This is a genomic window from Brevundimonas albigilva, from assembly GCF_023573565.1.
Taxonomy (GTDB): Bacteria; Pseudomonadota; Alphaproteobacteria; order Caulobacterales; family Caulobacteraceae; genus Brevundimonas; species Brevundimonas albigilva.
In genome coordinates this window covers 728,350-752,337 of sequence record NZ_CP097649.1, presented here as the reverse complement: position 1 = coordinate 752,337, position 23,988 = coordinate 728,350, and the positions used below count along the sequence as shown (strand labels likewise).

Genomic DNA, 23,988 nt, shown 5'->3' with positions numbered 1-23,988 from the left:
CAGCCTCCGTTCATCGTTATGGGCCATTCTTCCAATTCTCTGAAGGAGCCCTCATGCGTCGTCGAAATCGTCGTTTTCCCGTCGCTCAAATCGTCGTCCTCCTGGGCGGGGCGGCGATGCTCCAGGGCTGCGTCGTCGGCGCGGTCGTCGGCGGGACCGCCGCCGTCGTGGGCGGCGCGGCCAAGGCCGGGGGCGCGGTGGTCGGCGCCGGCTTCGACGCCGTCACCACCTCCGACGAGGAGACGCGCCTGAAACGCGAACGCGAGCAGCGCGACTGGGAGCGCGAACAGCGCCGCTGCGAGCAGCGCCGGCGTCAGGGCCGCGACTGCTAAAGCGTCAGCACGCACCGCTCGTTGATGGTCGGCCGCGCCACCTGGATGCGGCACAGGCCCGGCCAGTCGGGCCGAAGCGTTCGGGCGAACCACAGGCACAGGTTCTCCAGGCTGGGCAGTTCCAGCCCCGGATGCTCGTTCAGCATGCCGTGGTCCAGCGTCTCGGCCGCCGCCTTCAGCGCCCGGTCCAGCGCGCCCAGGTCCGCGACCCAGCCATGCTCGGCGTCCAGCGTCTCGGACCGCACCGTCGCCTCCACCGTGAAGGAATGGCCGTGCACCCGGCGATAGATGCTGCCTTCCGGCTCGTTCGGAAAGTGGTGGGCGGCGTCGAATGTCGCCTGTTTGGTGATCTCGAAGACGGGCATTAGCGGACGCCGATGTATTTGTGGGTCTGGACGCTGAGGCGCCATTGGGGGTGGGTCAGGCAGTATTCGATGGCGGCGGCGGTGTTGGCGGCCTGGTCCGGACCGTCCATCGGCTGCAGCCAGAAGCGCTCGAACTCCAGCGCCTCGAACCGCTCGGGCATGGCGGCCGGTTGCGGATAGACCAGCTTCAGCTCCTGCCCGCGCGTCTGCACCACCGGCGCGTCGGCCTTGGGGCTGATGCAGACCCAGTCGATCCCGTCGGGCGCCGCCAGCGTGCCGTTGCTCTCGATGGCGATCTCGAACCCGCGCGCGTGCAGCGCCGCGATCAGCGGCTCGTCCAGTTGCAGCAACGGCTCCCCGCCCGTGCAGACCACCAGCTTCGGATCGCCCTCGCGCCCCCGCCACATCGCCGCGACATGGTCCGCCAGCACGCCGGCCGTGGAGAACTTGCCCCCGCCGTCGCCGTCCACGCCGACGAAGTCCGTGTCGCAGAAGGTGCAGACCGCGCTCGCCCGATCCTGCTCGCGCCCGCTCCACAGATTGCAGCCGGCGAAGCGCAGGAAGACCGCCGGCCGGCCCGCCTGCCCCCCCTCGCCCTGCACCGTGAGGAAGACCTCCTTGGCCGAATAGGTCATCGGGCCGAGACCCATTCCTCGTATCCGGCCGCGCGCAACTCGCACGCCGGGCATTCGCCGCAGCCGTAGCCCCAGGCATGACGATGCGCCCGGTCGCCCCGGTAGCAGGTGTGGCTGTCCTCGACGATCAGCTCGACCAGCCCGTCGCCGCCGATCCGGTGCGCCAGCGCCCACGTCTCGGCCTTCGTCAGCCACATCAGCGGCGTGTCGATCACCACCGGCTTGTCCAGCCCCAGGGACAGCGCCCGCGCCATCACCTCCATCGTCTCGTGGCGACAGTCGGGATAGCCCGAATAATCCGTCTCGCACATGCCGCCGACCAGCACCTCCAGCCCGCGCCGATCCGCCAGCGCCGCGGCCGCGACCAGGAAGATCAGGTTGCGCCCCGGCACGAAGGTCGTCGGCAGGCCGCGCGCGTCCATCTCGATCTTGCGATCGGCGGTCAGGGCGCTCTCGGCGATCCGGCCGTATCCGGTCAGGTCGATCACATGATCCTCGCCCAGCCGCCCGGCCCAGGCCGGCAAGGCCCTGGCCATGCCGTCACGCACCGCCTGGCGGGCCTGCATCTCCACGAGGTGACGCTGGCCGTAGTCGAAGCCGACCGTCTCCACCCGCTCGAACCGCTCCAGCGCCCAGGCCAGGCAGGTGGCGCTGTCCTGCCCGCCCGAGAACAGGACGAGGGCCGAGGTCGAAGGGGTCGTTTCCTGGATGACGCTCATGACAAACCTGCGGTCGGCCGCCGGCCGCGCGCATGCAAAGGGGGTGGGGACCGCATATGGGTCGGGCGCGGCTTCTACACCACCCCGGCCGCCGCTGCAAAAGCCGCGGGATGACGCCGCTGCGCCGAATCGCCGGCGGCGCCCCGCACTTAACGATTCCGCAAAGCCTTCAACGGCATGGTCCCTTCAGTAGTGGAGTATCAGGCCGCATGCCGACCATCGAGGCCCTCTGTGAGCGTCCGAAGCCGATCGCCCCGACGACGTTGGGGTCGGAGGTCTTTGCGCGTTTCCGCAGGGAGCCGGACACGCTGGTCATTCCGGTGGTCGAGGACGACCGCCCCATCGGCCTGATCGAACGCACGACCTTCCTGGAAAAGATCGCCGGCCCGTTCGGCCACGCCCTGTACGAAGGTCGCGCCGTCACCTTCGTGATGGACGCCGAGCCGGCGGTGGTCGAAGCGGGCGTCCGCATCGACGCCTTCTGCGACATCATGCTGAAGGGCGGCCCCGCCGCCTTGCTGCGCGGCTTCATCGTCACGCGCAACGGCCTTTATTACGGCGTCGGAACCGCCGCGACGCTGTTGCAGGCGGTCAACCAGCGCCAGCGCGACCAGAACCGCGAACTGGCCGAACAGGCCGAGGCGCTCAGCGACACCCGCGCTCAGGCCCTGGCCGCCGCCCGCGCCAAGAGCCAGTTCCTGGCGATCATGAGCCACGAGTTGCGCACGCCGATGAACGGCGTCCTGGCCGTCGCCGAACTGCTGCGCCGCCAGCCGCTGAACGAGGCCGCCCAGGCCCACGTCCAGACCATCATGGACTCGTCCGAGACCTTGCTGCGCATCCTGGAAGACGCGCTCGACCTGTCCAAGGCCGAGGCCGGCGAGCTGGAGCTGTCGCCGGCGCCCACGCCCCTTCGCGCCCTGACCGACGACATCCAGGCCCTGTGGGAGCCGCGGGCGTCGCAGGACGGCGTGACCCTGCTGGTCAGCTATGAGGGCGACACCGAACTGGCCGCCGTCATCGACGGCGTGCGGGTCAAGCAGGTGTTCAACAACCTGATCGGCAACGCCCTGAAATTCGCCCGCAACGGCGTGGTCGAGGCTGGGATGAAGGCCTGGGTCGACAACGGCCGCGTCCGCATCGAGGCCCGCGTGCGCGACGACGGTCCCGGCGTCGATCCCGACCGCGTGGATTCCATCTTCGAGCCCTTCGTGCACGGATCCGGCCCGGACGGCGCCGGCCTGGGTCTGTCGATCTGCCGCCAGGTGATCGACCGCATGGGCGGGCGCATCTGGGCCGAGAACAACGCCGGCCGGGGCGCCACCTTCGCCTTCGACCTGACGGCGGAACGCGCCGTGATCGAGCAGGAGCAACCGTCCAACGTCTCGGACCTGGCGGACTTGGAGCTGAAGAGCGCGCCCCACATCCTGATCGTCGACGACAACGCCACCAACCGCGTCGTGGCCCAGGCGCTGTGCGAGATGTTCGGCTGCAGCTCCGAACTGGCCGAGGACGGCATGGAGGCCCTGGCGGCCGTGCAGGAGCAACGCTTCGACCTGATCCTGATGGACATCAAGATGCCCCGCATGGACGGCGTCCAGGCCACCCAGGCCATCCGCGCCCTGCCCGGCGCCGCGGGACGCACCCCGATCGTGGCCCTGACCGCCAACGCCGATCCGGACGACGCCAAACACTATCTGTCCATCGGCATGGCCGCGGTGGTCGAAAAGCCGATCAAGCCGGAACGGCTGCGCATGGCCATGAACGCCGCCCTGACCGAAGACGAAGAGGCCAGCGAGGCCGCCGACGGCCGCTCCGCCGCCTAGGCGCCCTCGGCCGCCTCGTCGGGCCGTTCGTCCTCTTCGTCATAGCCGACCAGGCGAAGCGCGCGGGCCTTCATTCCCCGCAGTTCCGCCCAGCGCAGCAACCCCTCCTCGCGCCCGTGGGTGATCCAGACCTCCTCGGGGTCCAACTCCTCGAAGGTCGCGGTCAGTTCGCCCCAATCCGCATGGTCTGAGATCACCAGCGGCAGTTCCACGCCACGCTGGCGCGCGCGCGCTCGAACGCCCATCCAGCCCGAGGCGAAGCCGGGGATAGGGTCTGCGAATCGACGCGCCCAGCGGTCCTGGATGGCGCCCGGCGGCGCGATGGCCACCTCGCCCCCCAGGGCGCCGCGAGGCAGGTCGCGGGTCGGCAGAAGCGGGCCCAGCGCCACGCCCTCGCGCTCGTAAAGGGCGTTCAACCGCTCCATCGCGCCGTGGACGTAGATGGGCCGGCTCCAGCCCGCCTCGCGCAACAGACGAATGATGCGCTGCGCCTTGCCCAGCGCATAGGCCCCGACCAGATGGGCCCGCTCTGGGAACTGTCCCAGCGAGCGCACCAGCCGGCCGATCTCCTCGCCATCGGGGGGATGCCGAAAGACCGGCAGGCCGAAGGTCGCCTCCGAAATGAAGACATGGCAGGGCACGGGCTCGAACGGCGCGCAGGTCGGATCGCGCCGGCGCTTGTAATCGCCCGACACCACCATGGTCAGTCCCTTCCACCGGACCTCGACCTGGGCCGAACCCAGGACGTGACCGGCGGGGACCAGGCGCAGGTCCACCCCGTTGATCGCCGTCGCCTGCCCGTACTCCGCCGCCTGCTCGCGGCCGGCGAAGTCGTCGCCATAGCGTTCCGCCATGATGGCCAGCGTCTGCCGGGTGGCCAGCACCGAGCCGTGCCCTGCTCGGGCGTGATCGGAGTGGCCGTGGGTGATCACCGCCCGATCCACGGGCCGGACGGGATCGACGTAGAAGTCGCCCGGCGGGCAATAGAGGCCGGCCGGCGTCGGGTGCAGCAAGTCTTCGGGTCGGATCATCTCCCTCTAACGCCCTCGACGCGCTCCGGTCGCGCTTCCTAGAGTGGCCCGACGGAATCGCACGGAACCCCCATGGCCGACAGCACCCTGATCGACATCCTGCCCCAGCTCGCTTCGGGCGCGGCGCACACCCACGCCCTGGGCTTCGTCTTCGAGGGGCTGCACGACGAGGCGTCGCCACGCATCCGCGTCCCGTACCGCCCCGAATGGATCGGAGACCCGGACACCGGCGTCCTGGCGGGCGGATTGGTGACGACCCTGCTGGATCACGTCGGCGGCCTCGCCGTCTGGGTCGCCATGGACGCCTTCCAGCCCGTGGCCACGCTGGACCTCAGGGTCGACTACATGCGGGCGGCCGAGCCGGGCCGCGACCTGTTCGCCCAGGCGCGCTGTTTTCGCCTGACCCCGACCATCGCCTTCGTGCGCGGCTGGGCGTTCGAGGACGACCCTTCGAACCCGGTCGCGGCGTCCCAGGCCGCCTATGTGGTCAACACCTCCCGATCCGCCAAGACGGAGGCCGCCGCATGACCCCGCCCCTGCTGGACCGTCTTCCCTATGCGCGGTTTCTGGACCTGCGGACGCAGATGAACGGAGACGAGCTGACCGTGGTGATGCCGTTCGCGGACCGACTGATCGGCAACCCGATGCTGCCGGCGCTGCACGGGGGCTCGACGGCGGCTCTGCTGGAGATGACGGCGATGGCCCAGGTCGCCCTGGCCTTTCCCGGCGCGCGGCTGCCACGTCCCATCAACGTCACCGTCGCCTATCTGCGCACGGGCCGGCCACGCGACGTCTTCGCGCGCGCCAGCATCAGCCGCGCCGGTCGCCGCGTGGCCCATGTGCTGGCCGAGGCGTGGCAGGACAGCCGCGACCAACCCATCGCCTCGCTGACGGCGCATTTCCTGCTGGAAGACGGCGCCTAGACCGGCGTTTGCGCCGATCCGCACATCCCGTCACTCATGATGCACGCGCATGGCGCGCGCGGTCAACTTCCCCTGATTGCAGGCAAGTAAACAGACCCCTAGGAAACAAGGTTAAATCGTGTTAGGGTTAAGGCCTCGTTGACCATACCCATAGGGGCTTTTCATGGACCGCACTGAAGTCGTCGCTGGCGTCGCCGGCGATCTCTACGCCACCGAACACGCCATCGACGCCGCCATCACCCAGGCCACGACCCTGGTGCAATCGTTCATCGGCGCCCGTGCGGCCCTCGAGCTTTCCCCTGTCGCCGCCACGGGCTCGCAAGCCAAGGCGATGGAAGCGATCGCCGCCCTGGCGACGGCGCGCGAAGCCATCGTCGCCTGCCACGCCGAAATGCAGAAGGACCACCGCCGCCTGGGTTGGGGCACCTACGCCGCGGGCCCGGTCGGCAAGCCCGACGACTGGCTCGACCCGCAGCCGCGCGAACGCACCAAGAACCACCTTCGCGTTGCGTGAAATTACGGTAACCTGAGCGGTATCCGGTACCCGCACCGCTCATTTTAGGTCATTATCGCCCCCAAGGCTGATCGGCTTTGGGGGCGATGTCGTATGTTCAATATGCTCTATGCCCAGATCGGGGCCATCGTGATGATCGCGATGTGCATCTTCGCCTTTCTGAAAGGCGGGGATGTGGAGCGTATCGGCGCCGGGGCCTATCTGCTGGCCTGGTTCGCCTCCATCCTGGTGCAGGGCGATACGGCCACGGCCGCCATACCCTACGGCATGTTCCTGATCGACCTGATGACGCTGGTGGTGTTCGTGGCCCTGAGCTGGCGGTATCGGCGGACCTGGCCCGTGTGGGCGGCCGGGCTGCAACTGATGACGGTGATGAGCCACCTCCTGATCATGACGGATGCGCGATTGCCGATCACCTCGCTCTACACGGTGATGAATCTGGTCAGCTATTTGACCATCGGCTGCATCGCCGTCGGCACCTTCTGGGCCTGGCAGGAGCGGCGGGCCGCCGGGCTGGAATAGGCAGACATTCCTATCTCGTTGCGATAGGCTGAGGCGAATCGCTTCCGGAGGGCGTCATGCCCCTGTCTCATGCCCGATTGTGGAAGGCGCTGGACGCCCTGGCGCGCCGTGAAGGCCTGTCGCCGTCCGGTCTGGCGCTGAGGGCGGGTCTGGACGCGACCGCCTTCAACCCGTCCAAGCGTTTCGGCGCCGGCGATCCCCCTCGGCCGCGCTGGCCCTCCACCGAAAGCCTGACGCGCATACTGGAGGCGACCGGGGTCTCGCTGGCCGACTTCGCCGCCCTGGCGGACGATGCGCCCCCAACGCCCGCCGTCATTCCGCTTCTGGGCCTGGCCCGCGCGGGCCAGGACGGCTTCTTCGACGAGGCGGGTCTGCCGGTCGGCGACGGATGGGATCAGACCGAACTGCCCCGACCGTCCGCCGGCCTGTTCAGCCTCAGGATCAGCGGCGACTCCATGGCTCCGGCCTATCGCGACGGAGACCGGGTCATCGTCGACCGCGAGGCCGCTCCGCCGAGACGCGGGGATCGGATTGTCGCCCGACTGGCCACGGGCGAGGTGGTGGCCAAGGAACTGGCGCGCCTGACCTCCCGGACCGCGACCCTGACCTCGGCCAATCCCGACTATCCGCCCCGGGTCGTGCCGCGCGCGGATATCGAGTGGATGGCGCGCATCCTGTGGGTCAGCCAATAGAGAACCCCCGCCCGGCGGACCGGACGGGGGTTCGTGCTCAGCGGCGCACCGCGAGCGATTCATCGTGATCGCCGGGGACCTTTGGGGGCGAAGGAGGTCCCGGGCGGCTCACGACGCCAGGGGGGCCTCAGTTGGCCGTGACGTAATGGGCGTTGACCCAGCCGCCGCCGGCGATCTGAATCCACTCGCCCTGCGAACCGATGGCGGTGAAGGGCTGGCCCGCCGACAGACTGCCGGCTTGGCGGTAGCCGGTTCCCGGACCGCTGCGGATGCGAAGGTTGGACGAGGCGCGATAGGTGTTGGCGTTCGCCTGAGACGCCGCGCGGGCGCGCTGCTGGTTGCAGCCGATGTAGGAACCGGCCGCAGCGCCGGCGCCGGCGCCGACCACCGTGCCCAGGGTGCGCTCGTTGCGGGCCAGATTAGAGCCGACCACGCCGCCGACCACCGCACCCAGAAGCGCGCCGGCTTGCTGGCGGCCGCCCGGGGCGTCGCAGTTGGTCACGCCGTTGGCCTGGGCCTGGGCCGCCATCGGAGCAGCGGTGACCAGGGCGGCCAGCGCCGCGGCGGTGGCCAGACCGGTGTTCAAGATCTTGTTCGACATGGCTCTTCTCCTGTCATCGAGTGCGTCGATGGACAGAACAATGCCGCCGCCAAGCTGAAGGCTCCCGGAGCCGCGCGGTTATTTTCGGTTCATGTTCGCTGCGGCTGCCGGCCTTCGGCCTGCTTGAGCCGCAGGTCGTCAATCCTCCCCCGTGAAGCGCAGCGTAACGGGGGTGGGGGACCGCGAAGCGGTGGAGGGGGCGGACGCCGCACCGGAGGACGGGATTAAGACCGGATCCCGCCGGACACATCGCGCCCGTTTCCGCCCCCTCCACCACCCTTCGGGCGGGCCCCCTCCCCCGCTTCGCGGGAGAGGATCGTTACCCCGCCAACTCCCCGTTCGCGCCGGCCTCGATCAGAGCGATCGTCTGCGGCAGGCCGTAGATCGCCGCGAACGACCCGAAGCGCGGCCCCTGCGATGCGCCCAGCAGCACTTCGTACAGAGCCCCGAACCACCCCCGCAAAGGCTCGAACCCATGGTCCTTGCCCACGGCATAGACCTCGTTCTGGATCGCCTCGCCATCGGTCGTGTCCGCCGGCAGGGCCTTCAACCGTTCCGCCAGATCCAAGAGCGCCGCCTTTTCCTTCGCGTCCGGCAGACGGTAGGACTTCGCCGGCTTCACGAAGTCCTCGTAGTAGTTCAGCGCGTGGTCCATCAGCCGGTCGAGCAGCGGCTCATTTTCCGGGGTCGCTTCCGGCAGGTAGCGCGCGAAATAGGCCCACAGCTGATCCTTGCTGGACGCATTGGCCACCCCCACCAGGTTCAGCAGCAGGGCGAACGACACCGGCGACGTATGCGACGGCGGATCGCCGGCGTGGATCGACCAGACGGCGTTGTCGATCCGCTTGGCCGGCTCCTGCGTCTTGTAGCTTTCGACGAAGGCCAGATAGTCGTCGATCGCCCGCGGAATGACGTTGAAATGCAGGCTCTTGGCCGACTTCGGCGACTGGAACATGTACCACGACAGGCTCTCGGGCGTGCCGTAGCGCAGCCATTCCTCCATCGTCAGGCCGTTGCCCTTGGACTTGGAGATCTTCTTGCCCTCGATGTCGAGGAAGAGTTCGTAGTTGAAGCCTTCCGGCGGCGTGCCGCCCAACGCGCGACAGACCTTGGACGATTCCCGCACGCTTTCGATCAGGTCCTTGCCCGACATCTCGTAGTCGACATCCAGCGCGGTCCAGCGCATGGCCCAGTCCGGCTTCCACTGCAGCTTCACATGGCCGCCGGTGACCGGAACCTCGGTGCGTCCGCCGGCCGGATCGTCGAAGACGATGGTGCCCTTTTCGACGTTCCGCTCCAGCGTCGGAACCTGCAGCACATGGCCGGTGATCGGGCTGATCGGCAGGAACGGCGAATAGGTCGCCCGGCGTTCCTCGCCCAGGGTGGGCAGCATGATGGCCTGGACCGCATCGAATCGTTCCAGCAGGCGCAGCAGCACTTCGTCGAACCGACCCGACCTGTAGGTCTCGGTCGAGGACATGAACTCGTAGTCGAAGCCGAACGAGTCCAGGAAGGCCCGCAGCCGCGCGTTGTTGTGCGCGCCGAAGCTGTCGTGCGTGCCGAACGGATCGCGCACCTGGGTCAGGGGCTTGTGCAGGTCTTCGGCTAGCATTTCCGGATTGGGGATGCCCTCCGGCACCTTCCTCAGCCCGTCCATGTCGTCGGAGAAGGCGATCAGACGCGTCGGCCAATGGTCGCCGGTCAGGGCGCGGAAGGCGTTGCGCACCATGGTCGTGCGCGCCACCTCGCCGAAGGTGCCCATGTGCGGCAGGCCCGAGGGACCGTAGCCGGTCTCCAGGATCACCGACCGTTGCAAGGCCTCGAACGTCGCCAGCGCCTCGTCGGTCTTGCCGGCGTCGATCAGCAGTTTGGCCGCGTCACGCTCGGCGTCGCTCAGCCGCTTCTTGAGCACATGGGCCAGAAGATTGCGGGCTTGTTCGAAAGGCCACGAGCGGGCCTCGCGGGCGAGGGTTTCGAGGTTCTGCAGCATGGGCCGAGCGTTTGGCCCGTCCACGCGCCCCGGTCAACGCCTCAGCGGCGCCGGCCGACCGCCCACGCCGTGACGGCCGCGCCGGCCGCCACGATCAGCGCGTCCTCGATGACGCCGCTCTTGGTCTGGCCGATCCGCCGCATGGCCCTCTTGCGGCCCGCCAGGGTTAGATAGGCCAGCGGCACGGCCGTGCCGACGGCCAGAGCGGCCCCGGTCTTTTCGCGGCCGCGCGGCGCCAGGGCCGCCCCGGCGATGCCGGCGCTCATGACGCGCGCCAGCAGCCCCAGGAAGACCGTGCGATCCGGCGCGGACTTCATCTTGTCGCCGAACAATTCGCCGACGCCCATCGCCAGGGCTCCGAACTTGAACAGCGGATGATCCAGCAGGACCAGTCGGCCGGGCGTGCGCGCATGGGCCAGGCGCGCCCCGGCGATGGCGGCCATCGGGGTCATGGACCGGGCGCTGGCGACCGCGCCGATGAGGACGGAGGGGAGAAGACGGATCGGGTTCATCCGCATCAAACACGCCAGTCGCCGCACGGTTCACAGGCGTCGGCCCCTTGACCCCCTGCCCGCCTCGTGGCCTGTGCCCGGCCTGATGAAAACCGCCGATTTCGATTTCGACCTGCCCGAGGACCGCATCGCCCTGCGTCCGGCCGATCCGCGCGATTCCGCCCGTCTGCTGGTGGTCAGGGACGGCGCCCTGGATGACCGGATCATCCGCGACCTGCCCGACTTCCTGCAGCCCGGCGACGCCCTGGTGTTCAACGACACCCGCGTGATCCCCGCCCGCCTTTCCGGCGTCCGCCAGCGTTCCGGACCCGAGGGCGAGCCCCTGGTCGTCGACGTCGAGGCGACCCTGCATCACCGCGACGCGCCCGACGTCTGGTCCGCCTTCATGAAGCCCGGCAAGCGCATCAAGCCGGGCGACCGCATCCGCTTCGCACGCGGAACCGACGCCGCCTGCGACCTGGGCCGGCTGGACGCCACGGTCCAGGCCAAGGGCGAGGACGGCCTGGTCGCGCTGACGTTCGACCTGTCCGGCCCGGCGCTGGACGACGCCATTCGCGACGTGGGCGTCATGCCGCTTCCGCCCTACATCGCCGCCAAGCGGCCCGAGGACGATCGCGACCGGTCGGACTACCAGACCGTCTTCGCCGAGCACGACGGATCGGTCGCCGCGCCCACGGCGGGACTGCATTTCACCCCCGCCCTGCTCGACGCCATCCGGGCGAAAGGCGTCTCAACCCACGCCGTGACGCTGCACGTGGGCGCCGGCACCTTCCTGCCGGTCAAGGCCGACGACCTGGCCGACCACAGGATGCACAGCGAATGGGGGGAGGTGTCGGGCGAAACCGCCGCCGCCCTGAACGCCGTCCACGCCCGGGGGGGGCGCATCGTCTGCGTGGGCACCACTTCCCTGCGCCTGCTGGAAAGCGCGACGGCCGAGGACGGCGAAATCCGTCCCTTCCACGGCGATACGGCCATCTTCATCACGCCGGGCTATCGCTTCCGCGCCGTCGACGTTCTGATGACCAACTTCCACCTGCCGAAGTCGACCCTGTTCATGCTGGTCGGCGCCTTCGCCGGGCTTAAGACGATGAAGGCGGCCTACGCCCACGCCGTAGCCGAAGGCTACCGCTTCTACTCCTACGGCGACGGCTCGCTGCTGTTCCGCGCCTGAGCCTGATCCGAGGGATCAGGCCCCGGATTCAGGCGAGAGCGGCCCTCAGTAGAGGCCGCTCAGATCCTCGGCCGGCTCTCGTTTGGGCGGCGGCGGGGCGGACGGCGGCGGCGCGGTGGCGGCCGCAGCGGCCGCGGCGGCCTCTTGCTCGCGGCGGATCACGTCATAGTAGTTCTGCGGCCCTTCAGGGATGACCGGGGCCTGGACCGGCGGCGGCGCCTGGCGCTCGGTGCCCGGCCGGAACGCCTCCTCCACGCCGCGCACCATGCGGAAGACGGCGTTCTTGGGTCGCACGAAGGGCCGGGCCGGGCGCTGTTCCAGCGCCGTCTGCATGAACTGGGTGAACACCGGCACGGCGGCGGTCGAGCCGGTCTCGCCGTAACCCAGCGGCCGGTTGTCGTCGAACCCGATGAAGACCCCCACCACGATGTCGGTGGTGAAGCCCACGAACCAGGCCGAGCGATATTCGTTGGTCGTGCCGGTCTTGCCCGCCACCCAGCGGCCCAGGCCCCGCGCGCCGGTCGCCGTGCCCCGCTGGACCACGCCCTCCAGCATGGAGCTGATCTGATAGGCGGTGATCGGGTCGATGACCTGGGTTCCGCGTGGCTGCAGGCGCGGCGATTCCTGGCCCGAGAAGCCGCGGCCGCATTCGCGGCACTGGCGGCCGTCGGCCTTGAAGATCGTTTCGCCGTTCCGGTCCTGGACGTAGTCGATCAGATAGGGCTGCACCCGGCGCCCGCCATTGGCGAAGGCGGCGTAGGCGGCGGTGATGTCGTAGGGCGTGACCTCGCCGGCCCCCAACGAGACCGACAGATTGGGCGTCAGGCCCGGCAGGCCCATCCGCTCGGACTGCTCCACGATCCGCTTCATCCCGACCTGCTGGGCCAGGCGCACGGTCATGACGTTGCGCGACAGCTCCAGGCCGCGCCGGAGCGTCTGCGGCCCGTAGTATTCGCGGCTGTAGTTTTCGGGCGACCAGCGCTGGCCGTTCGGTCCGCCGGCGAAGCTGATGGGGGCGTCCAGAACGATGGAGGCCGGGGTGAAGTCTCCCTCCAGCGCCGTTGCATAGACGAACGGCTTGAACGACGACCCCGGCTGGCGCTTGGCCTGGGTCGCGCGGTTGAAGCTGGAGAGCGCGTAGGAATAGCCGCCGACCATCGCCAGCACCCGGCCGGACTGCGGCTCGATGGCGACCAGGGCGCCGTTGACGCGCGGCACCTGCTTAAGCGCGTACTGGCCGCCCGTCTTCTGCACATGGATCAGGTCGCCGCGCTTCAGCGGCCGGTTGGCGTTGGCCCAGGCGGCGTCGGCGGCGATCAGGGTTCCGGCGGCGTCATCGCGCGCGGTGCGGATGCGCACCGTATTGCCGCTGACGCTCTCGACGGCGGCGACCTCCCACGAGCGACGCTCGGGCGGGGTCTTCTGCTGTTCCAGGGCGGCCTTTTCCCAGCCGTCGGCGAAGTCGGTCGTGCCCCAGGCGCCGCGCCACCCGTGGCGGCGGTCGTAGTTTTCCAGCCCCTGCATCAACGCCTCGCGCGCGGCCGTCTGCAGCGTGGGGTCCAGGGTGGTGCGCATGTAGAAGCCGCCGGCCCGCAGCTGTTCGCCGAACTGGGGATTGGCCGCGGCCTGGCGACGCGCCTCTTCCACGAAGAAGTCGGCGTCCTTGTAGTCGGCGCGCTGGGGCGCGTCGCGGGTGACCAGCGGCGCGGCGCGGGCCTGCTGCAGCTCGGCCTCGGTCAGCCAGCCGCTCTGCTCCATCTCGCCCAGCACCCAGTCGCGCCGGCCCTTGGCCGCGCCGGGATGGCGCTTGGGATGATAGTTGTTGGGCCCCTTGGGCAGGGCCGCCAGGAAGGCCGCCTCCTGCGGGGTCAGCTGGGCCAGCGACTTGCCGAAATAGTTGTAGGCGGCCGAGGCGATGCCGAACGACCGATATCCGAGGAAGATCTCGTTCAGATACAGCTCGAGGATCTGCTCCTTGGACAGGGTCGCCTCCAGGCGGTTGGCCAGGATGGCTTCCTTCAGCTTGCGGTTCAGGCTGGTCTCGTTGGTCAGCAGGACGTTCTTGGCCACCTGCTGGGTGATGGTCGACCCGCCTTCCAGCCGTCGCCCGCTGGCCAGGTTCAGCACGTTCTTGATCGAGGCGCGGGCGATGCCCGAAACGTCGATGCCGCCGTGCTGGAAGAAGCTGCGGTCCTCGGCCGCCAGAAAGGCGTGGATCACGGTGTCCGGAATCTGGTCGTAGGAAACGTAGATTCGGCGCTCGTCGGAGAATTCCCCGATCAGGGTGCCGTCGCCGGCGTAGACGCGCGTCGCCGTCGGCGGGCGATAGTCGGCCAGCTCGGACGCGTCGGGCAGGTCGTGGAACAGCCAGGCCGCATAGACCGCGACCACAAGGCCCGCCAGGGCGATCGCGCCCAGCAGAAGCATTCCGGCCCACACGAACCAGCGTTCGGCAATCTTCACCCATGCACTCCGAAAGACGCGCCCCGAACGGCTGCTTTAGCCCGCGTCGCCCCCTTGATGCTAGGGCGCCGATGCAACGCCCCTTCCTCCTCTCCCGTTAGGCCCCATATCGCAAGCCTCACCGCAAAGGAGCCTGTCCCATGGAAGTCCTGTACCGCGCCCAGTCCACCGCATCCGGCGGCGGCCGCGAAGACGGTCGTTCCGCCACCGACGACGGCAAGATCGACGTAAAACTGTCCACGCCCAAGGAGATGGGCGGCAAGGGCGGCGACGGCACGAACCCCGAGCAGTTGTTCGCCACCGGCTACGCCGCCTGCTACCTGGGCGCCCTGCGTCTGGTCAGCGGCAAGGCCGGCACGCCCGTCGGCTCCGACACCAAGGTCACCGCCGGCGTCGGCTTCGGCAAGAACACCAAGGGCGAAGGCTTCAACTTGGATGTCGACCTGACCGTCTCCGACCACGGCCTGGAGCCGTCCGTCATCGACGACCTGATCCAGAAGGCCCACCAGGTCTGCCCCTACTCCAACGCCACCCGCGGCAACGTGGACGTGCGGCTGAGCGCCGTGTGATCTCATGGCCGCCGTCCCGCCCGTCCTGATCGTCGGCGCCGGTCCGGTCGGGTTGGCGGCGGCCCTCTTCCTGACCCGTCGAGGCGTTGTGGTCCGCATCCTCGACGCCGAGCCCGCGCCGCGCACAACCTCGCGCGCGCTGGGCGTCAATCCCCGCACCCTTGACCTCCTTGAGGAAACTGGCGTCACCGACGCCATCCTGGCCGAAGCGCAGCCCATCCGCGCCTTGGCGCTGCACCATCGCGGTCGCCCGCTGGCGAAGATCACGCCTGACTGGACAGCCCTGGGCGCCCGCCATCCGATGGTCATCCTGCCGCAAGCGCGTTCCGAGGCCCTGTTTATCGACGCCTTGTCCCGTCTGGGCGTCCAGGTCGAACGGGGCTGCGCGCTCGCCTCCATAGCCCAGACCTGCGACGCGGCGACGGCCGTGCTGGTCGATGGCCAGACCATCACCGCTCCTGTTGTCTTCGCAGCTGACGGCGCCCATTCTGTCGCCCGGCGGTCTCTGGAGATCGGTTTTCCCGGCGACGGCTGGCCGGAGCCCTGGCATCTGATGGATGTGGACCTGGATGGCCCGCCCGCCGATGAGGGCTGGATCGACTTTCAGCCGGACGGCGGCTTCATCTGCCTGCCTTTTTCTGGTCGGTCCTTTCGCCTGTTCGCCTTCGGTCGCCCCTTGCTCGAACGTATCCCGCACGGCTGGCGCGTGGGGGAAATCCATTGGCGCAGTGAATTCAGGATATCCCACCGCATAGCCGAACGGCTGACGATCGGCCGCGTGGCTTTGGGCGGAGACGCCGCCCATATCCATTCTCCCGTGGGGGCGCGGGGCATGAACCTGGGAATCGAGGACGCCTACGTCTTCGCGGCCTGCGCCGCCGACTTTTTGAGCGGCGAGACCGATCGTCTCGAATCCTATCACGGCCTGCGCCATCCCGTGGACGCCGCCGTCGTTCGCAACGTGCGCGCCCTGACCGGCTTCATTAGGAACACAGGCCCCGTCGCCGAGCTGGCGAAGCGGACGGTCCCTCCCATCGCCATCCGTTTTCCGCCGCTGATCAATCGTGTCCTCGGGATCGGCATGGGCCTCGACCACCCGGTCCGCCTGCGCTAATCGCACACCCATGACCTCCCCGCTCGACGCCTCCCCCGATCCGCTGCTGACGCTGGAACCGACCCGCCGCGTGACGCTGCGCGAAGCCTTCGGGATCGACAGCGACATGACCGTGCCCGCCTTCGCCGAGCGCGACAGCCATGTGCCCGAGATCGACGACGCCTATCGGTTCGACCCGCAGACCACGATCGCCATCTGCGCCGGCTTCGCCTTCGACCGCCGCGTCATGGTCCAGGGCTATCACGGCACCGGCAAGTCGACCCATATCGAACAGGTCGCCGCCCGCCTGAACTGGCCGCTGGTGCGCATCAACCTGGACAGCCACGTCAGCCGCATCGACCTGATCGGCAAGGACGCCATCGTCCTGCAGGACGGCAAGCAGGTCACCGAATTCCGCGAAGGCATCCTGCCCTGGTCGCTGCAGCGCCCGATCGCCCTGGTGTTCGACGAATACGACGCCGGCCGCCCGGACGTGATGTTCGTCATCCAGCGCGTGCTGGAGGCGCAGGGCCGTCTGACCCTGCTGGACCAGAACCGCGTGATCCGGCCCAACCGCTTCTTCCGCCTGTTCGCCACGACCAACACCATCGGCCTGGGCGACACCACCGGCCTGTACCACGGCGCCCAGCAGATCAATCAGGCCCAGCTGGACCGCTGGAACATCGTCACCACGCTGAACTACCTGGACCACGACGTGGAGGCCGAGATCGTCGTGGCCAAGGCGCCCGAATACGCCACCGCCGACGGCCGTCGCCAGGTCGCCGCCATGGTCCGCGTCGCCGACATGACCCGCAACGCCTTCATGAACGGCGACATCTCCACCGTCATGAGCCCGCGCACGGTCATCACCTGGGCCCAGAACGCCCTGATCTTCGGCGGCGACGTGGCCCTGAGCTTCCGCCTGACCTTCCTGAACAAGTGCGACGAGCTGGAACGCCCGACCATCGCGGAGTTCTATCAGCGCGCCTTCGGCGAGGACCTGCCCGAGGCGGCGACGCGGGTGAAGGTGGGGTGATGCGCTGATCAGCGCGGGAGGATCGGATGCACAACCTTCTGGTCGCGATCCTCTTCGGGTCGTTCACGTCTGCGACGCTGCAGACTGAACCCGCGACACCGCCTCCCGAGCGGCTGGACGATGCGGGGGTATCGGACTGGCTCGACACCTACATCGAAATGGAAGGATGGGCCGTCATCGCCGCCGACGGGATGGCGGTGGCCTTGGGAAGCCCCGATGGTGTCATTGTGCGCGCCGATGGCGACCTTCAGGCCCAGATCAGGCACGAATACTACAGGCCGACGACGATTGGCCCCTTTCAGACGTCGTCCAACCTCCAGACTCGCGTGATCGACTGCGAAGAACGGCGGCATCGCGTCATCTCAATGACGTTGTTCGAAGGCCACAATCTACATGGGCAACTGGCCAGCCAGAACAACGACTCGGCGTCCTGGACCACGCCGTCCGAAGGCTCCGTCGCTTATCGGGTGATGGACCGCGTCTGTCGCGCCCCTTCCGAAGGCGAATCTCTGCCGCTGGCGAGATAATCGCCGCCATCTTCCAGCGACGTTCCTCAAATCAAACTCGCCTGTTCCCGGAAACAAGGCGCGTCGCCGCTTATCATTCCAACGCCTGACAAACCGGTTCGAACCGGCTAAAGGCTCGCGCCTCGAGAGGATACCCATGGCTCTGAAAGTCGCGATCGTCGGCCTGCCCAACGTCGGCAAGTCCACCCTGTTCAACGCCCTGACCAAGACGGCGGCGGCCCAGGCGGCCAACTATCCGTTCTGCACCATCGAGCCGAACACCGGCGACGTGGCGGTGCCCGAGCCGCGTCTGGACGTCCTGGCCGGCATCGCCGGGTCCAAGGAGATCATCCCCGCCCGCATCACCTTCGTGGACGTGGCGGGCCTGGTGCGCGGCGCCTCCAAGGGCGAGGGCCTGGGCAACCAGTTCCTGGCCAACATCCGCGACTGCGACGCCGTGGCCTTCGTCGCCCGCTGCTTCGTCGACGACGACATCACCCACGTCGAGAACCGCATCGACCCGATCGCCGACCTTGAGATCATCGAGACCGAGCTGATGCTGGCGGACCTGGAAAGCCTGGAACGCCGCCGCGTCCAGGTCGAAAAGCGCGCCAAGGGCGGCGACAAGGAGAGCCAGCTGAACCTGAAGCTGATCGACCTGGCCCTGGCCCAGCTGAACGCCGGCAAGCCCGCGCGCCTGGCCGAGGTGTCCAAGGATGACAAGAAGGCCTGGGACATGCTGCAGCTGCTGACCGCCCTGCCCGCCCTCTATGTCGCCAATGTCGAGGAAGCCTCGGCCGACAAGGGCAACGATCTGTCGGCCAAGGTCGCCGCGCGCGCCGCCGCCGACAACGCCAACTCCGTCGTCATCTCCGCCCAGATCGAATCCGAGATCGCCGTCCTGGACGACGCCGAACAGAAGGAATTCCTGGAAACGCTGGGTCTTGAGGAGCCGGGCCTGAACCGACTGATCCGCGAGGCCTATAACCTGCTGGGCCTGCAGACCTATTTCACCGTCGGCCCCAAGGAGGCGCGCGCCTGGACCATCCACGTGGGCGACACCGCGCCCCAGGCCGCCGGCGTGATCCACACGGACTTCGAAAAGGGGTTCATCCGCGCCGAGACCATCGCCTATCCCGACTATGTCGCGCTGAAGGGCGAAACCGGCGCCAAGGAAGCCGGCAAGATGCGGGCCGAGGGCAAGAGCTACGTCGTCAAGGACGGCGACGTCATGCACTTCCTGTTCAACAACTGACCTTGCGCCCATAGGCGGCCAGGATGGCCGGCACCAGGCCGGGGAACCGCGCGTCCAGTTCGCGGCTGCGGGTCTGGTTGCGGATTTCGACCCCCTGGCGTTCGCTGCGGATCAGGCCCGCTTCGCGCAGAACCTTCATGTGGTTCGACAGGGACGACTTGGGTATCACCCGCTCGCCCAGGTGCGACAGGGCCGAGCATGTTTCCGTCGTTTCCGAGCCGAGAAGCTGGGCGTACATCAGCACACGCTCGGGATCGGACAGGGCGTGCAGGATGGCTTCCGGGCGGACGTCCTCGATCGCGGGGTGAAAAAGCGGTCGCATGACTTTTCATATGCGGCCCCTTGAATGCGAGATCAATTGTTCCAAGTTCCCGAACTTCGGATGAAAAGGCCAATCCCGGCGCGCTGATCCGAATGAAGAGGAATCGAACATGGCCAAGCTGGATGGCAAAGTCGCTCTCGTCACCGGGGGCTCCAAGGGCATCGGCGCCGCCATCGCCGCCGCCCTCGCCGCCGAGGGCGCAAGGGTCGTGGTCAACTACGCGTCGAGCAAGGCCGGGGCCGACGCCGTCGTCGCGGCCATACGCTCTGCGGGCGGAGAAGCGATCGCCGTTCAGGCCGACGTGTCCGACGCGGACCAGGCCCAGGCCCTGGTGACGCGCGCCGTTCAGGAATTCGGCCGGCTCGACGTGCTGGTCAACAACTCCGGCGTCTATGAGATGGGGCCGCTCGAGCAGATGACCCAGGACCAATATCGCCGGATGTTCGATATCAACGTGCTGGGCGTCCTGCTGACGACCCAGGCGGCGCTGGACCATCTGGGCGAAGGCGGGAGCGTCATCAACGTCTCGTCGTCGATCACCACGATCGCGCCGGCGAACTCGGCCGTCTACACCGGCAGCAAGGGCGCCGTGGACGCCATCACGCGTGTCCTGGCCAAGGAGTTGGGTCCGCGCGGCATCCGCGTCAATGCGATCCTTCCGGGCATGGTCGAGACCGAAGGCTCCATCGCGGCCGGTTACATCGGCTCGGACATGCAGACGGGCATCGTGGCCATGACGCCGCTTGGGCGTGTCGGCCAGCCGGACGACATCTCCGGCGTGGCGGTGTTCCTGGCGTCGGATGACGCCGGCTGGGTGACGGGACAGCTGCTGTCGGCCAGCGGCGGCCTGTGACCTGCGGCGGGAAGGGCGCTAGCCGCCCTTCTTCAGCATCTTCATCAGGCCGCTGGTCTGGGCCTCGGGCTTCGGCGAGCCCGGGCAGCGGCCCAGACGGGTCGCGGCATCGCCTGAACGATCCAGATAGACCAAGCTCAGCATGTCGCCGCTGACGGCCGCGAACACCCGCTCGCGCCGCGTCCGGCCCTCGGCGGCGCAGACCAGGGACAGTTCGTAGCCGCTGGCGACCTCGGCGATCCGCTCGATGTCGCAGCGGTTCTCGTAGCCCTCGAAGCGCATCGGCGTGATGTCGATGGGCCGCTTGTCGCCCTGCGGATCGACGCACCAGGCGGCGCTGGCCGCCCACCGTCCCACGAAGCTCTTGGCGCCGCGATTGGCCAGGGACGACGGCCCCGGCGCCTGGATCTCCTGCAGGGCGTCCGGGGATTGGACCGGCCGGGCGGGCTCGTCTGGCGGATTGACGGTCCCCGGACCGCAGGCGGCGAGCAGCAGGGCCAGGAGCAGCGGCGAGGACGATTTCATCCCGCCCTAACGCCCAAGGCCAAGCTGGGGTTCAGCCCCAGCCCTCAGCGGGAAGACCGCGCCGCCTCGCTGCGCGCGCGGACCTGGCCGAACTCCGACGTGGGCTTCCAGGTCGGCCATTCGTCGCCATTGGCCAGGTTCAGGCCCAGGCGATACAGCAGGGTCAGGTTCTCGACCGCGCTGGTCAGATCCCAGTCGGCCGACCATTCGTCCGACGGCTGGTGATAGACACGGCCGAAGCGTTCGCGCCACGCTGCCCAGCCGGCTTCCTTGCCGCCGCCCACGAAATCCACCCCATGCCAGGGCATCAGGGCCGGCACGCCCGCCCGCGCGAACGGGAAGTGGTCGGAGCGGTAGTAGAAGCCCTGCTGCGGCTGGCCGTCGTCCGACACATAACGCCCCTCGGCCCTGGCCAGGGCGTCCAGGTCGTCCTCCAGCGTGTTCTGGCCCTTGCCGAAGATCGGAACATCGCGCGTCGGCCCGGACAGCGGCAGCATGTCGATGTTGATGTCGGCGACCGTCGTCTCCAGCGGATAGACCGGATCGGCGACATAGGCGTAGGCGCCCAGCAGCCCCATCTCCTCGGCGGCCATGTGGGCGAAGACGATGGTGCGCTCCGGCCGGGGCGCCTTGGACAGTTCGCGCGCCATCTCCAGCACGCCGATGGTTCCCGAGGCGTTGTCCCAGGCGCCGTTGAAGATCGTGTCCTCGCCGCCCGCATGCTCGCCGCCGACCCCGATCTGGTCCCAGTGGGCCGAATAGACGATGACCTCGTCCGGCCGCCGGCTTCCCTCGATCCGGGCCAGCAGATTGTGCGTGACCAGGGTGTCGATGGTTTCCGACTGACGCGCCGTCAGGGTCGCGCCCGTCAGTTCAAAGGCCTTGAAGCGTCCGTCCTGCCCGCCCGTCAGGCGCGCCGGATCGACCCCCGCCGCCTGGGCCAGCCGCGCCTTGCCCGCCTCGTCCAGGGTGGCGATGAACTCCAGGTCGGCCGCGCCGGGGGTCAGGATGCGTTGTTGATCCGCCCCGCCCCGCGCGCGCGCCCAGCCGCGTTCGCCCGCCAGGATCACCAGGCCGACCGCGCCCCGGCGGAAGGCCTCGTCGGCCTTGTAGCCCGCCGACTGGTAGTGGGTCGTGTAGGCGCCGTTGAACAGGTCGCCGTCCGGCTCGCCCTCGACCACCACCACGACCTTGCCGCGCACGTCGACATCGCCATAGTCGTCCCAGCCCCGCTCGGGCGCGGTGACGCCGAAGCCGGCGAAGACCAGGGGCGCATCCGAGACGTCGGCCCGGCCGTCGTTGGTTGCGGCGCGCACGATCGCGTCCGTCCCCAGCACCAGCGGATAGGCTTGGCCGTCCGCTCCGGTCAGCGACAGGGCCGCGGCGCCCTGGACCGGGGTGTAACGCCTCAGTTCGATGCGTTGCCGCCACTGACCGTCCGGGCCCCCGGGCTGCAGCCCCATCGCTTCATACTGCGCCTGCAGGAAGGCCAGCGTCTTCTCTTCCCCCTCCGTGCCCGGCTTGCGACCCTGAAAGTCGTCGGCGCTGATGACGCGGATTTCGTCGGACAGGCGTTGGGCGGAAAAGTCCTGGGCCGCCGCCGCGGTGGCGATCATCGCCGCGACGGCGACGCTGGTGGCGAGCAAAAAGCGCATCGAAAACTCTCGGTGACAGACGGCCGAAGCTGTAAGGCGGCGATGCAAGGCGGCCGCCTTACATTTTCGTCATCTTCAGTCCTGGCGCTGGCCCGCCGTCTCGGCGCGGACCGGGCCGAACTCCGATCCGGTCTTCCATTCCGGCCAGTCGCGGCCGTTCGCCAGGGCGCGGCCGACATCGTAGAACACCGTCAGGTCCTCGATCATGCCGCTGTAGTCCCAGTCCGGCGACCATTCGTCGGCCGCCTGGTGGTAGCGCTTGGCGCCGTATTCGCTGCGGGCCGCCTCGCGCGCGGCGATCGGTTCGTCGCGGAATTCGCCCCGGCTGCCGGCGTAGGCCATCGGCACGCCGCGCTTGGCCAGCGGGAAGTGGTCCGACCGGTAATAGGTGCCCGCCGCGTTTTCGTGATCCGGGACCAGGACGCGCCCCTGGGGCTGGATGGCGGCCGCCAGCCTTTCATCGAAGTCCGACTGGCCATAGCCCGTCACGCCCAGGCCGGTGACACGGCCATAGACGTTCATCGAATCCATGTTGAAGCCGCCGACCGTCTTCGCCAGCGGATAGACCGGATTGACGGCGTAGTATTCCGAACCCAGCAAGCCGCTTTCCTCGGCGGTGAAGCTGATCATCACCACCGACCGCTCGGTGCGGGGCGCCCGCCCGAACATCCGCGCCAGCTCCAGCAGGCCCGCCGTGCCCGAGGCGTTGTCCACCGCCCCGTTGAAGATGCGGTCGCCGGTCGCGTCCGGCTCGCCCATGCCGATGTGATCCCAGTGGGCGGTGTAGAGCACCGTCTCGTCCGGGTGGGTCGTCCCCGGCAGGCGGGCGATGACGTTGTGGGTGGTGACCTGGCTGGTCGCCACGTCGAACTCGGTCGAGAAGGACGCGCCGGGCAGCGGGACCGGCTGGAAGTCGCGGCGGCGCGCCTGGGCCTTCAACGCCTCGAAATCCAGTCCCGCGCGGCGGAACAGGTCCACGGCCACGTCGCGCTGGATCCAGCCCTCCATCGCCACGCGCTCGGCCGCCGCATTCTGGCGCAGGATGTCGAACTGGGGCACGCCCCAGGAGTTGGCCACCGTCGCCCAGCCGTACGAGGCCGGCGCCGTCTCGTGCACGATCAGCACGCCCGCCGCGCCGTGACGGGCGGCCTCCTCGTACTTGTACGTCCATCGGCCGTAGTAGGTCATGGCCTTGCCGCCGAAGGTGTTCAACGCAGGCTCCTCGAAGTCCGCATCATTGACCAGGACCACCAGAACCTTGCCGCGCAGGTCCTGACCCTTGAAGTCGTTCCACTGGCGCTCGGGCGCGTTGATGCCGTAGCCGACGAAGACCAGGGGGGCGTCCTTCAGGCTGACATGCTCGGCCGGGCGGCGGGTGGAGATGGCGACCTCGCGCCCCTGGGTCATCGGCAGGGTCCAGTCGCCCAGCTTCAGCGCGGCCGAGACGTTGGACTGGGTGAAGCGGTTCAGGATGACGTCCTGGGTCCATTGGCCGTCGGGGCCGCCCGGCTGGAAGCCGGCGGCGGCGTACTGTTCGCTCAGGTAGCGGACCACCTTTTCCTCGGCCGGAGTCGCGATGCCGCGTCCCTCGAAGCTGTCGTCGGACAGGATGCGGATGTCCTGCGCGATGCGGGCGGCGTCGAACGCCGGAGCCGCGCCGGAGCCGTCGGCGGTGGCGCAGGCCGACAGGGCCGCGCCCGTCATGAGCACCGCGGCGAAGGTGGAGATGAAACGCATGAGGACCTCGGCTCCAGGGAATTTCGGAGCCGACCCTAGGCAGGCGAAGCGGCGCTGTCGATGCGCCGGCGCCTATCCTCGCGCGCGACAAAGAGAAAACCCGCCAGGCGACGCCTGACGGGTTCGGTCTCGCGGCCTTGA

At 68.7% G+C, this 23,988-nt stretch carries 26 protein-coding genes; 14 read left to right on the top strand and 12 right to left on the bottom strand.

What is annotated here, in order from left to right; genetic code table 11:
- Nucleotides 1-53: 53 nt before the first annotated feature.
- Nucleotides 54-332, top strand: a complete 279-nt coding sequence (locus M8231_RS03750) for a hypothetical protein (protein ID WP_249751090.1) — start codon at nt 54-56, stop codon at nt 330-332.
- On the opposite strand, the gene M8231_RS03745 is transcribed toward M8231_RS03750, so the two are convergent.
- From M8231_RS03745 to queC, 3 genes are read right to left on the bottom strand one after another with little or no spacing between them, the layout of a single operon-like run.
- Nucleotides 329-697, bottom strand: a complete 369-nt coding sequence (locus tag M8231_RS03745; protein WP_249751091.1) for a 6-pyruvoyl trahydropterin synthase family protein — start codon at nt 695-697, stop codon at nt 329-331. The genes M8231_RS03750 and M8231_RS03745 overlap by 4 nt on opposite strands.
- Entirely contained in the window at nt 697-1,332 is a 636-nt protein-coding gene (gene queE / locus M8231_RS03740) for a 7-carboxy-7-deazaguanine synthase (protein WP_249751853.1), read from the bottom strand. Before queE ends, M8231_RS03745 begins: the two co-directional genes overlap by 1 nt.
- Nucleotides 1,329-2,051, bottom strand: a complete 723-nt coding sequence (queC, locus tag M8231_RS03735) for a 7-cyano-7-deazaguanine synthase QueC (RefSeq protein ID WP_249751092.1) — start codon at nt 2,049-2,051, stop codon at nt 1,329-1,331. Before queC ends, queE begins: the two co-directional genes overlap by 4 nt.
- Before the next feature lie 209 nt (nt 2,052-2,260).
- On the opposite strand from queC, the gene M8231_RS03730 reads away from it, so the two are divergent.
- Nucleotides 2,261-3,877 (top strand): response regulator, encoded by a 1,617-nt coding sequence (locus M8231_RS03730; protein ID WP_250202278.1) that lies wholly within the window; start codon nt 2,261-2,263, stop codon nt 3,875-3,877.
- Here M8231_RS03730 and M8231_RS03725 read toward each other — a convergent pair.
- A complete protein-coding gene (locus M8231_RS03725; RefSeq protein ID WP_250202277.1) occupies nt 3,874-4,908 on the bottom strand; it encodes a ligase-associated DNA damage response exonuclease in 1,035 nt (344 codons plus the stop codon). The genes M8231_RS03730 and M8231_RS03725 overlap by 4 nt on opposite strands.
- A gap of 72 nt (nt 4,909-4,980) precedes the next feature.
- On the opposite strand from M8231_RS03725, the gene M8231_RS03720 reads away from it, so the two are divergent.
- The 5 genes from M8231_RS03720 (at nt 4,981) to M8231_RS03700 (ending at nt 7,559) form a co-directional block, all read left to right on the top strand.
- Entirely contained in the window at nt 4,981-5,436 is a 456-nt protein-coding gene (locus M8231_RS03720; RefSeq protein WP_249751095.1) for a PaaI family thioesterase, read from the top strand.
- On the top strand, nt 5,433-5,831 hold the full coding sequence (locus tag M8231_RS03715) for a PaaI family thioesterase (protein WP_249751096.1): 399 nt from the start codon (nt 5,433-5,435) through the stop codon (nt 5,829-5,831). The genes M8231_RS03720 and M8231_RS03715 overlap by 4 nt, the downstream gene beginning before the upstream one ends.
- A gap of 163 nt (nt 5,832-5,994) precedes the next feature.
- Entirely contained in the window at nt 5,995-6,345 is a 351-nt protein-coding gene (locus tag M8231_RS03710; RefSeq protein WP_249751097.1) for a hypothetical protein, read from the top strand.
- A 93-nt stretch (nt 6,346-6,438) separates the two neighbouring features.
- Entirely contained in the window at nt 6,439-6,867 is a 429-nt protein-coding gene (locus M8231_RS03705) for a hypothetical protein (RefSeq protein ID WP_249751098.1), read from the top strand.
- A gap of 56 nt (nt 6,868-6,923) precedes the next feature.
- The gene (locus M8231_RS03700) at nt 6,924-7,559 is read left to right on the top strand and encodes a S24 family peptidase (RefSeq protein ID WP_249751099.1); all 636 of its coding nucleotides are present in this window, start codon (nt 6,924-6,926) and stop codon (nt 7,557-7,559) included.
- 127 nt (nt 7,560-7,686) lie between these two features.
- On the opposite strand, the gene M8231_RS03695 is transcribed toward M8231_RS03700, so the two are convergent.
- The 3 genes from M8231_RS03695 to M8231_RS03685 form a co-directional block, all read right to left on the bottom strand.
- The gene (locus M8231_RS03695) at nt 7,687-8,160 is read right to left on the bottom strand and encodes an SH3 domain-containing protein (RefSeq protein ID WP_249751100.1); all 474 of its coding nucleotides are present in this window, start codon (nt 8,158-8,160) and stop codon (nt 7,687-7,689) included.
- Between the two features lie 319 nt (nt 8,161-8,479).
- Nucleotides 8,480-10,150: a lysine--tRNA ligase gene (locus M8231_RS03690; RefSeq protein ID WP_249751101.1), complete on the bottom strand. Its 1,671-nt coding sequence runs from the start codon at nt 10,148-10,150 to the stop codon at nt 8,480-8,482.
- Nucleotides 10,151-10,191: 41 nt separating this feature from the next.
- On the bottom strand, nt 10,192-10,602 hold the full coding sequence (locus M8231_RS03685; protein ID WP_249751102.1) for a hypothetical protein: 411 nt from the start codon (nt 10,600-10,602) through the stop codon (nt 10,192-10,194).
- A gap of 145 nt (nt 10,603-10,747) precedes the next feature.
- On the opposite strand from M8231_RS03685, the gene queA reads away from it, so the two are divergent.
- A complete protein-coding gene (gene queA / locus M8231_RS03680) occupies nt 10,748-11,833 on the top strand; it encodes a tRNA preQ1(34) S-adenosylmethionine ribosyltransferase-isomerase QueA (protein WP_250202276.1) in 1,086 nt (361 codons plus the stop codon).
- A 45-nt stretch (nt 11,834-11,878) separates the two neighbouring features.
- Here queA and M8231_RS03675 read toward each other — a convergent pair whose 3' ends face one another.
- Nucleotides 11,879-14,260, bottom strand: coding sequence for a penicillin-binding protein 1A (locus tag M8231_RS03675; protein WP_250202585.1), 2,382 nt, complete (start codon nt 14,258-14,260; stop codon nt 11,879-11,881).
- 176 nt (nt 14,261-14,436) lie between these two features.
- On the opposite strand from M8231_RS03675, the gene M8231_RS03670 reads away from it, so the two are divergent.
- From M8231_RS03670 to ychF, 5 genes are all read left to right on the top strand, one after another.
- Nucleotides 14,437-14,865, top strand: a complete 429-nt coding sequence (locus M8231_RS03670) for an organic hydroperoxide resistance protein (protein WP_249751103.1) — start codon at nt 14,437-14,439, stop codon at nt 14,863-14,865.
- A 4-nt stretch (nt 14,866-14,869) separates the two neighbouring features.
- Nucleotides 14,870-15,979 (top strand): FAD-dependent oxidoreductase, encoded by a 1,110-nt coding sequence (locus tag M8231_RS03665; RefSeq protein WP_249751104.1) that lies wholly within the window; start codon nt 14,870-14,872, stop codon nt 15,977-15,979.
- Between the two features lie 10 nt (nt 15,980-15,989).
- The gene (gene cobS, locus M8231_RS03660; protein WP_249751105.1) at nt 15,990-16,994 is read left to right on the top strand and encodes a cobaltochelatase subunit CobS; all 1,005 of its coding nucleotides are present in this window, start codon (nt 15,990-15,992) and stop codon (nt 16,992-16,994) included.
- A 26-nt stretch (nt 16,995-17,020) separates the two neighbouring features.
- Nucleotides 17,021-17,521, top strand: a complete 501-nt coding sequence (locus tag M8231_RS03655; protein WP_249751106.1) for a surface-adhesin E family protein — start codon at nt 17,021-17,023, stop codon at nt 17,519-17,521.
- A gap of 136 nt (nt 17,522-17,657) precedes the next feature.
- Nucleotides 17,658-18,755 carry a redox-regulated ATPase YchF gene (gene ychF, locus M8231_RS03650; protein ID WP_250202275.1) on the top strand — a complete coding sequence of 366 codons (1,098 nt, stop codon included), beginning with the start codon at nt 17,658-17,660 and terminating at the stop codon, nt 18,753-18,755.
- Here ychF and M8231_RS03645 read toward each other — a convergent pair.
- On the bottom strand, nt 18,745-19,077 hold the full coding sequence (locus tag M8231_RS03645) for an ArsR/SmtB family transcription factor (RefSeq protein WP_250202274.1): 333 nt from the start codon (nt 19,075-19,077) through the stop codon (nt 18,745-18,747). The two genes, ychF and M8231_RS03645, sit on opposite strands and share 11 nt — an antisense overlap.
- Before the next feature lie 109 nt (nt 19,078-19,186).
- Between M8231_RS03645 and M8231_RS03640 the strand changes: the two genes are divergently transcribed.
- Nucleotides 19,187-19,930, top strand: a complete 744-nt coding sequence (locus M8231_RS03640; protein WP_249751110.1) for a glucose 1-dehydrogenase — start codon at nt 19,187-19,189, stop codon at nt 19,928-19,930.
- Between the two features lie 18 nt (nt 19,931-19,948).
- Here the strand turns inward: M8231_RS03640 and M8231_RS03635 are convergent, their stop codons facing one another.
- The 3 genes from M8231_RS03635 to M8231_RS03625 form a co-directional block, all read right to left on the bottom strand.
- Nucleotides 19,949-20,455, bottom strand: coding sequence for a hypothetical protein (locus tag M8231_RS03635; protein ID WP_249751111.1), 507 nt, complete (start codon nt 20,453-20,455; stop codon nt 19,949-19,951).
- A 44-nt stretch (nt 20,456-20,499) separates the two neighbouring features.
- The gene (locus tag M8231_RS03630) at nt 20,500-22,110 is read right to left on the bottom strand and encodes a M28 family peptidase (protein ID WP_250202273.1); all 1,611 of its coding nucleotides are present in this window, start codon (nt 22,108-22,110) and stop codon (nt 20,500-20,502) included.
- A gap of 75 nt (nt 22,111-22,185) precedes the next feature.
- Nucleotides 22,186-23,847: a M28 family metallopeptidase gene (locus M8231_RS03625; protein ID WP_249751114.1), complete on the bottom strand. Its 1,662-nt coding sequence runs from the start codon at nt 23,845-23,847 to the stop codon at nt 22,186-22,188.
- Nucleotides 23,848-23,988: the final 141 nt, after the last annotated feature.

Coding starts and splice junctions, on each gene's coding strand:
- M8231_RS03750 (WP_249751090.1), top strand. CDS start 54: ATGCGTCGTCGAAATCGTCGTTTTCCCGTCGCTCAAATCGTCGTCCTC.
- M8231_RS03745 (WP_249751091.1), bottom strand. CDS start 697: ATGCCCGTCTTCGAGATCACCAAACAGGCGACATTCGACGCCGCCCAC.
- queE (WP_249751853.1), bottom strand. CDS start 1,332: ATGACCTATTCGGCCAAGGAGGTCTTCCTCACGGTGCAGGGCGAGGGG.
- queC (WP_249751092.1), bottom strand. CDS start 2,051: ATGAGCGTCATCCAGGAAACGACCCCTTCGACCTCGGCCCTCGTCCTG.
- M8231_RS03730 (WP_250202278.1), top strand. CDS start 2,261: ATGCCGACCATCGAGGCCCTCTGTGAGCGTCCGAAGCCGATCGCCCCG.
- M8231_RS03725 (WP_250202277.1), bottom strand. CDS start 4,908: ATGATCCGACCCGAAGACTTGCTGCACCCGACGCCGGCCGGCCTCTAT.
- M8231_RS03720 (WP_249751095.1), top strand. CDS start 4,981: ATGGCCGACAGCACCCTGATCGACATCCTGCCCCAGCTCGCTTCGGGC.
- M8231_RS03715 (WP_249751096.1), top strand. CDS start 5,433: ATGACCCCGCCCCTGCTGGACCGTCTTCCCTATGCGCGGTTTCTGGAC.
- M8231_RS03710 (WP_249751097.1), top strand. CDS start 5,995: ATGGACCGCACTGAAGTCGTCGCTGGCGTCGCCGGCGATCTCTACGCC.
- M8231_RS03705 (WP_249751098.1), top strand. CDS start 6,439: ATGTTCAATATGCTCTATGCCCAGATCGGGGCCATCGTGATGATCGCG.
- M8231_RS03700 (WP_249751099.1), top strand. CDS start 6,924: ATGCCCCTGTCTCATGCCCGATTGTGGAAGGCGCTGGACGCCCTGGCG.
- M8231_RS03695 (WP_249751100.1), bottom strand. CDS start 8,160: ATGTCGAACAAGATCTTGAACACCGGTCTGGCCACCGCCGCGGCGCTG.
- M8231_RS03690 (WP_249751101.1), bottom strand. CDS start 10,150: ATGCTGCAGAACCTCGAAACCCTCGCCCGCGAGGCCCGCTCGTGGCCT.
- M8231_RS03685 (WP_249751102.1), bottom strand. CDS start 10,602: ATGACCCCGATGGCCGCCATCGCCGGGGCGCGCCTGGCCCATGCGCGC.
- queA (WP_250202276.1), top strand. CDS start 10,748: ATGAAAACCGCCGATTTCGATTTCGACCTGCCCGAGGACCGCATCGCC.
- M8231_RS03675 (WP_250202585.1), bottom strand. CDS start 14,260: ATGCTTCTGCTGGGCGCGATCGCCCTGGCGGGCCTTGTGGTCGCGGTC.
- M8231_RS03670 (WP_249751103.1), top strand. CDS start 14,437: ATGGAAGTCCTGTACCGCGCCCAGTCCACCGCATCCGGCGGCGGCCGC.
- M8231_RS03665 (WP_249751104.1), top strand. CDS start 14,870: ATGGCCGCCGTCCCGCCCGTCCTGATCGTCGGCGCCGGTCCGGTCGGG.
- cobS (WP_249751105.1), top strand. CDS start 15,990: ATGACCTCCCCGCTCGACGCCTCCCCCGATCCGCTGCTGACGCTGGAA.
- M8231_RS03655 (WP_249751106.1), top strand. CDS start 17,021: ATGCACAACCTTCTGGTCGCGATCCTCTTCGGGTCGTTCACGTCTGCG.
- ychF (WP_250202275.1), top strand. CDS start 17,658: ATGGCTCTGAAAGTCGCGATCGTCGGCCTGCCCAACGTCGGCAAGTCC.
- M8231_RS03645 (WP_250202274.1), bottom strand. CDS start 19,077: ATGCGACCGCTTTTTCACCCCGCGATCGAGGACGTCCGCCCGGAAGCC.
- M8231_RS03640 (WP_249751110.1), top strand. CDS start 19,187: ATGGCCAAGCTGGATGGCAAAGTCGCTCTCGTCACCGGGGGCTCCAAG.
- M8231_RS03635 (WP_249751111.1), bottom strand. CDS start 20,455: ATGAAATCGTCCTCGCCGCTGCTCCTGGCCCTGCTGCTCGCCGCCTGC.
- M8231_RS03630 (WP_250202273.1), bottom strand. CDS start 22,110: ATGCGCTTTTTGCTCGCCACCAGCGTCGCCGTCGCGGCGATGATCGCC.
- M8231_RS03625 (WP_249751114.1), bottom strand. CDS start 23,847: ATGCGTTTCATCTCCACCTTCGCCGCGGTGCTCATGACGGGCGCGGCC.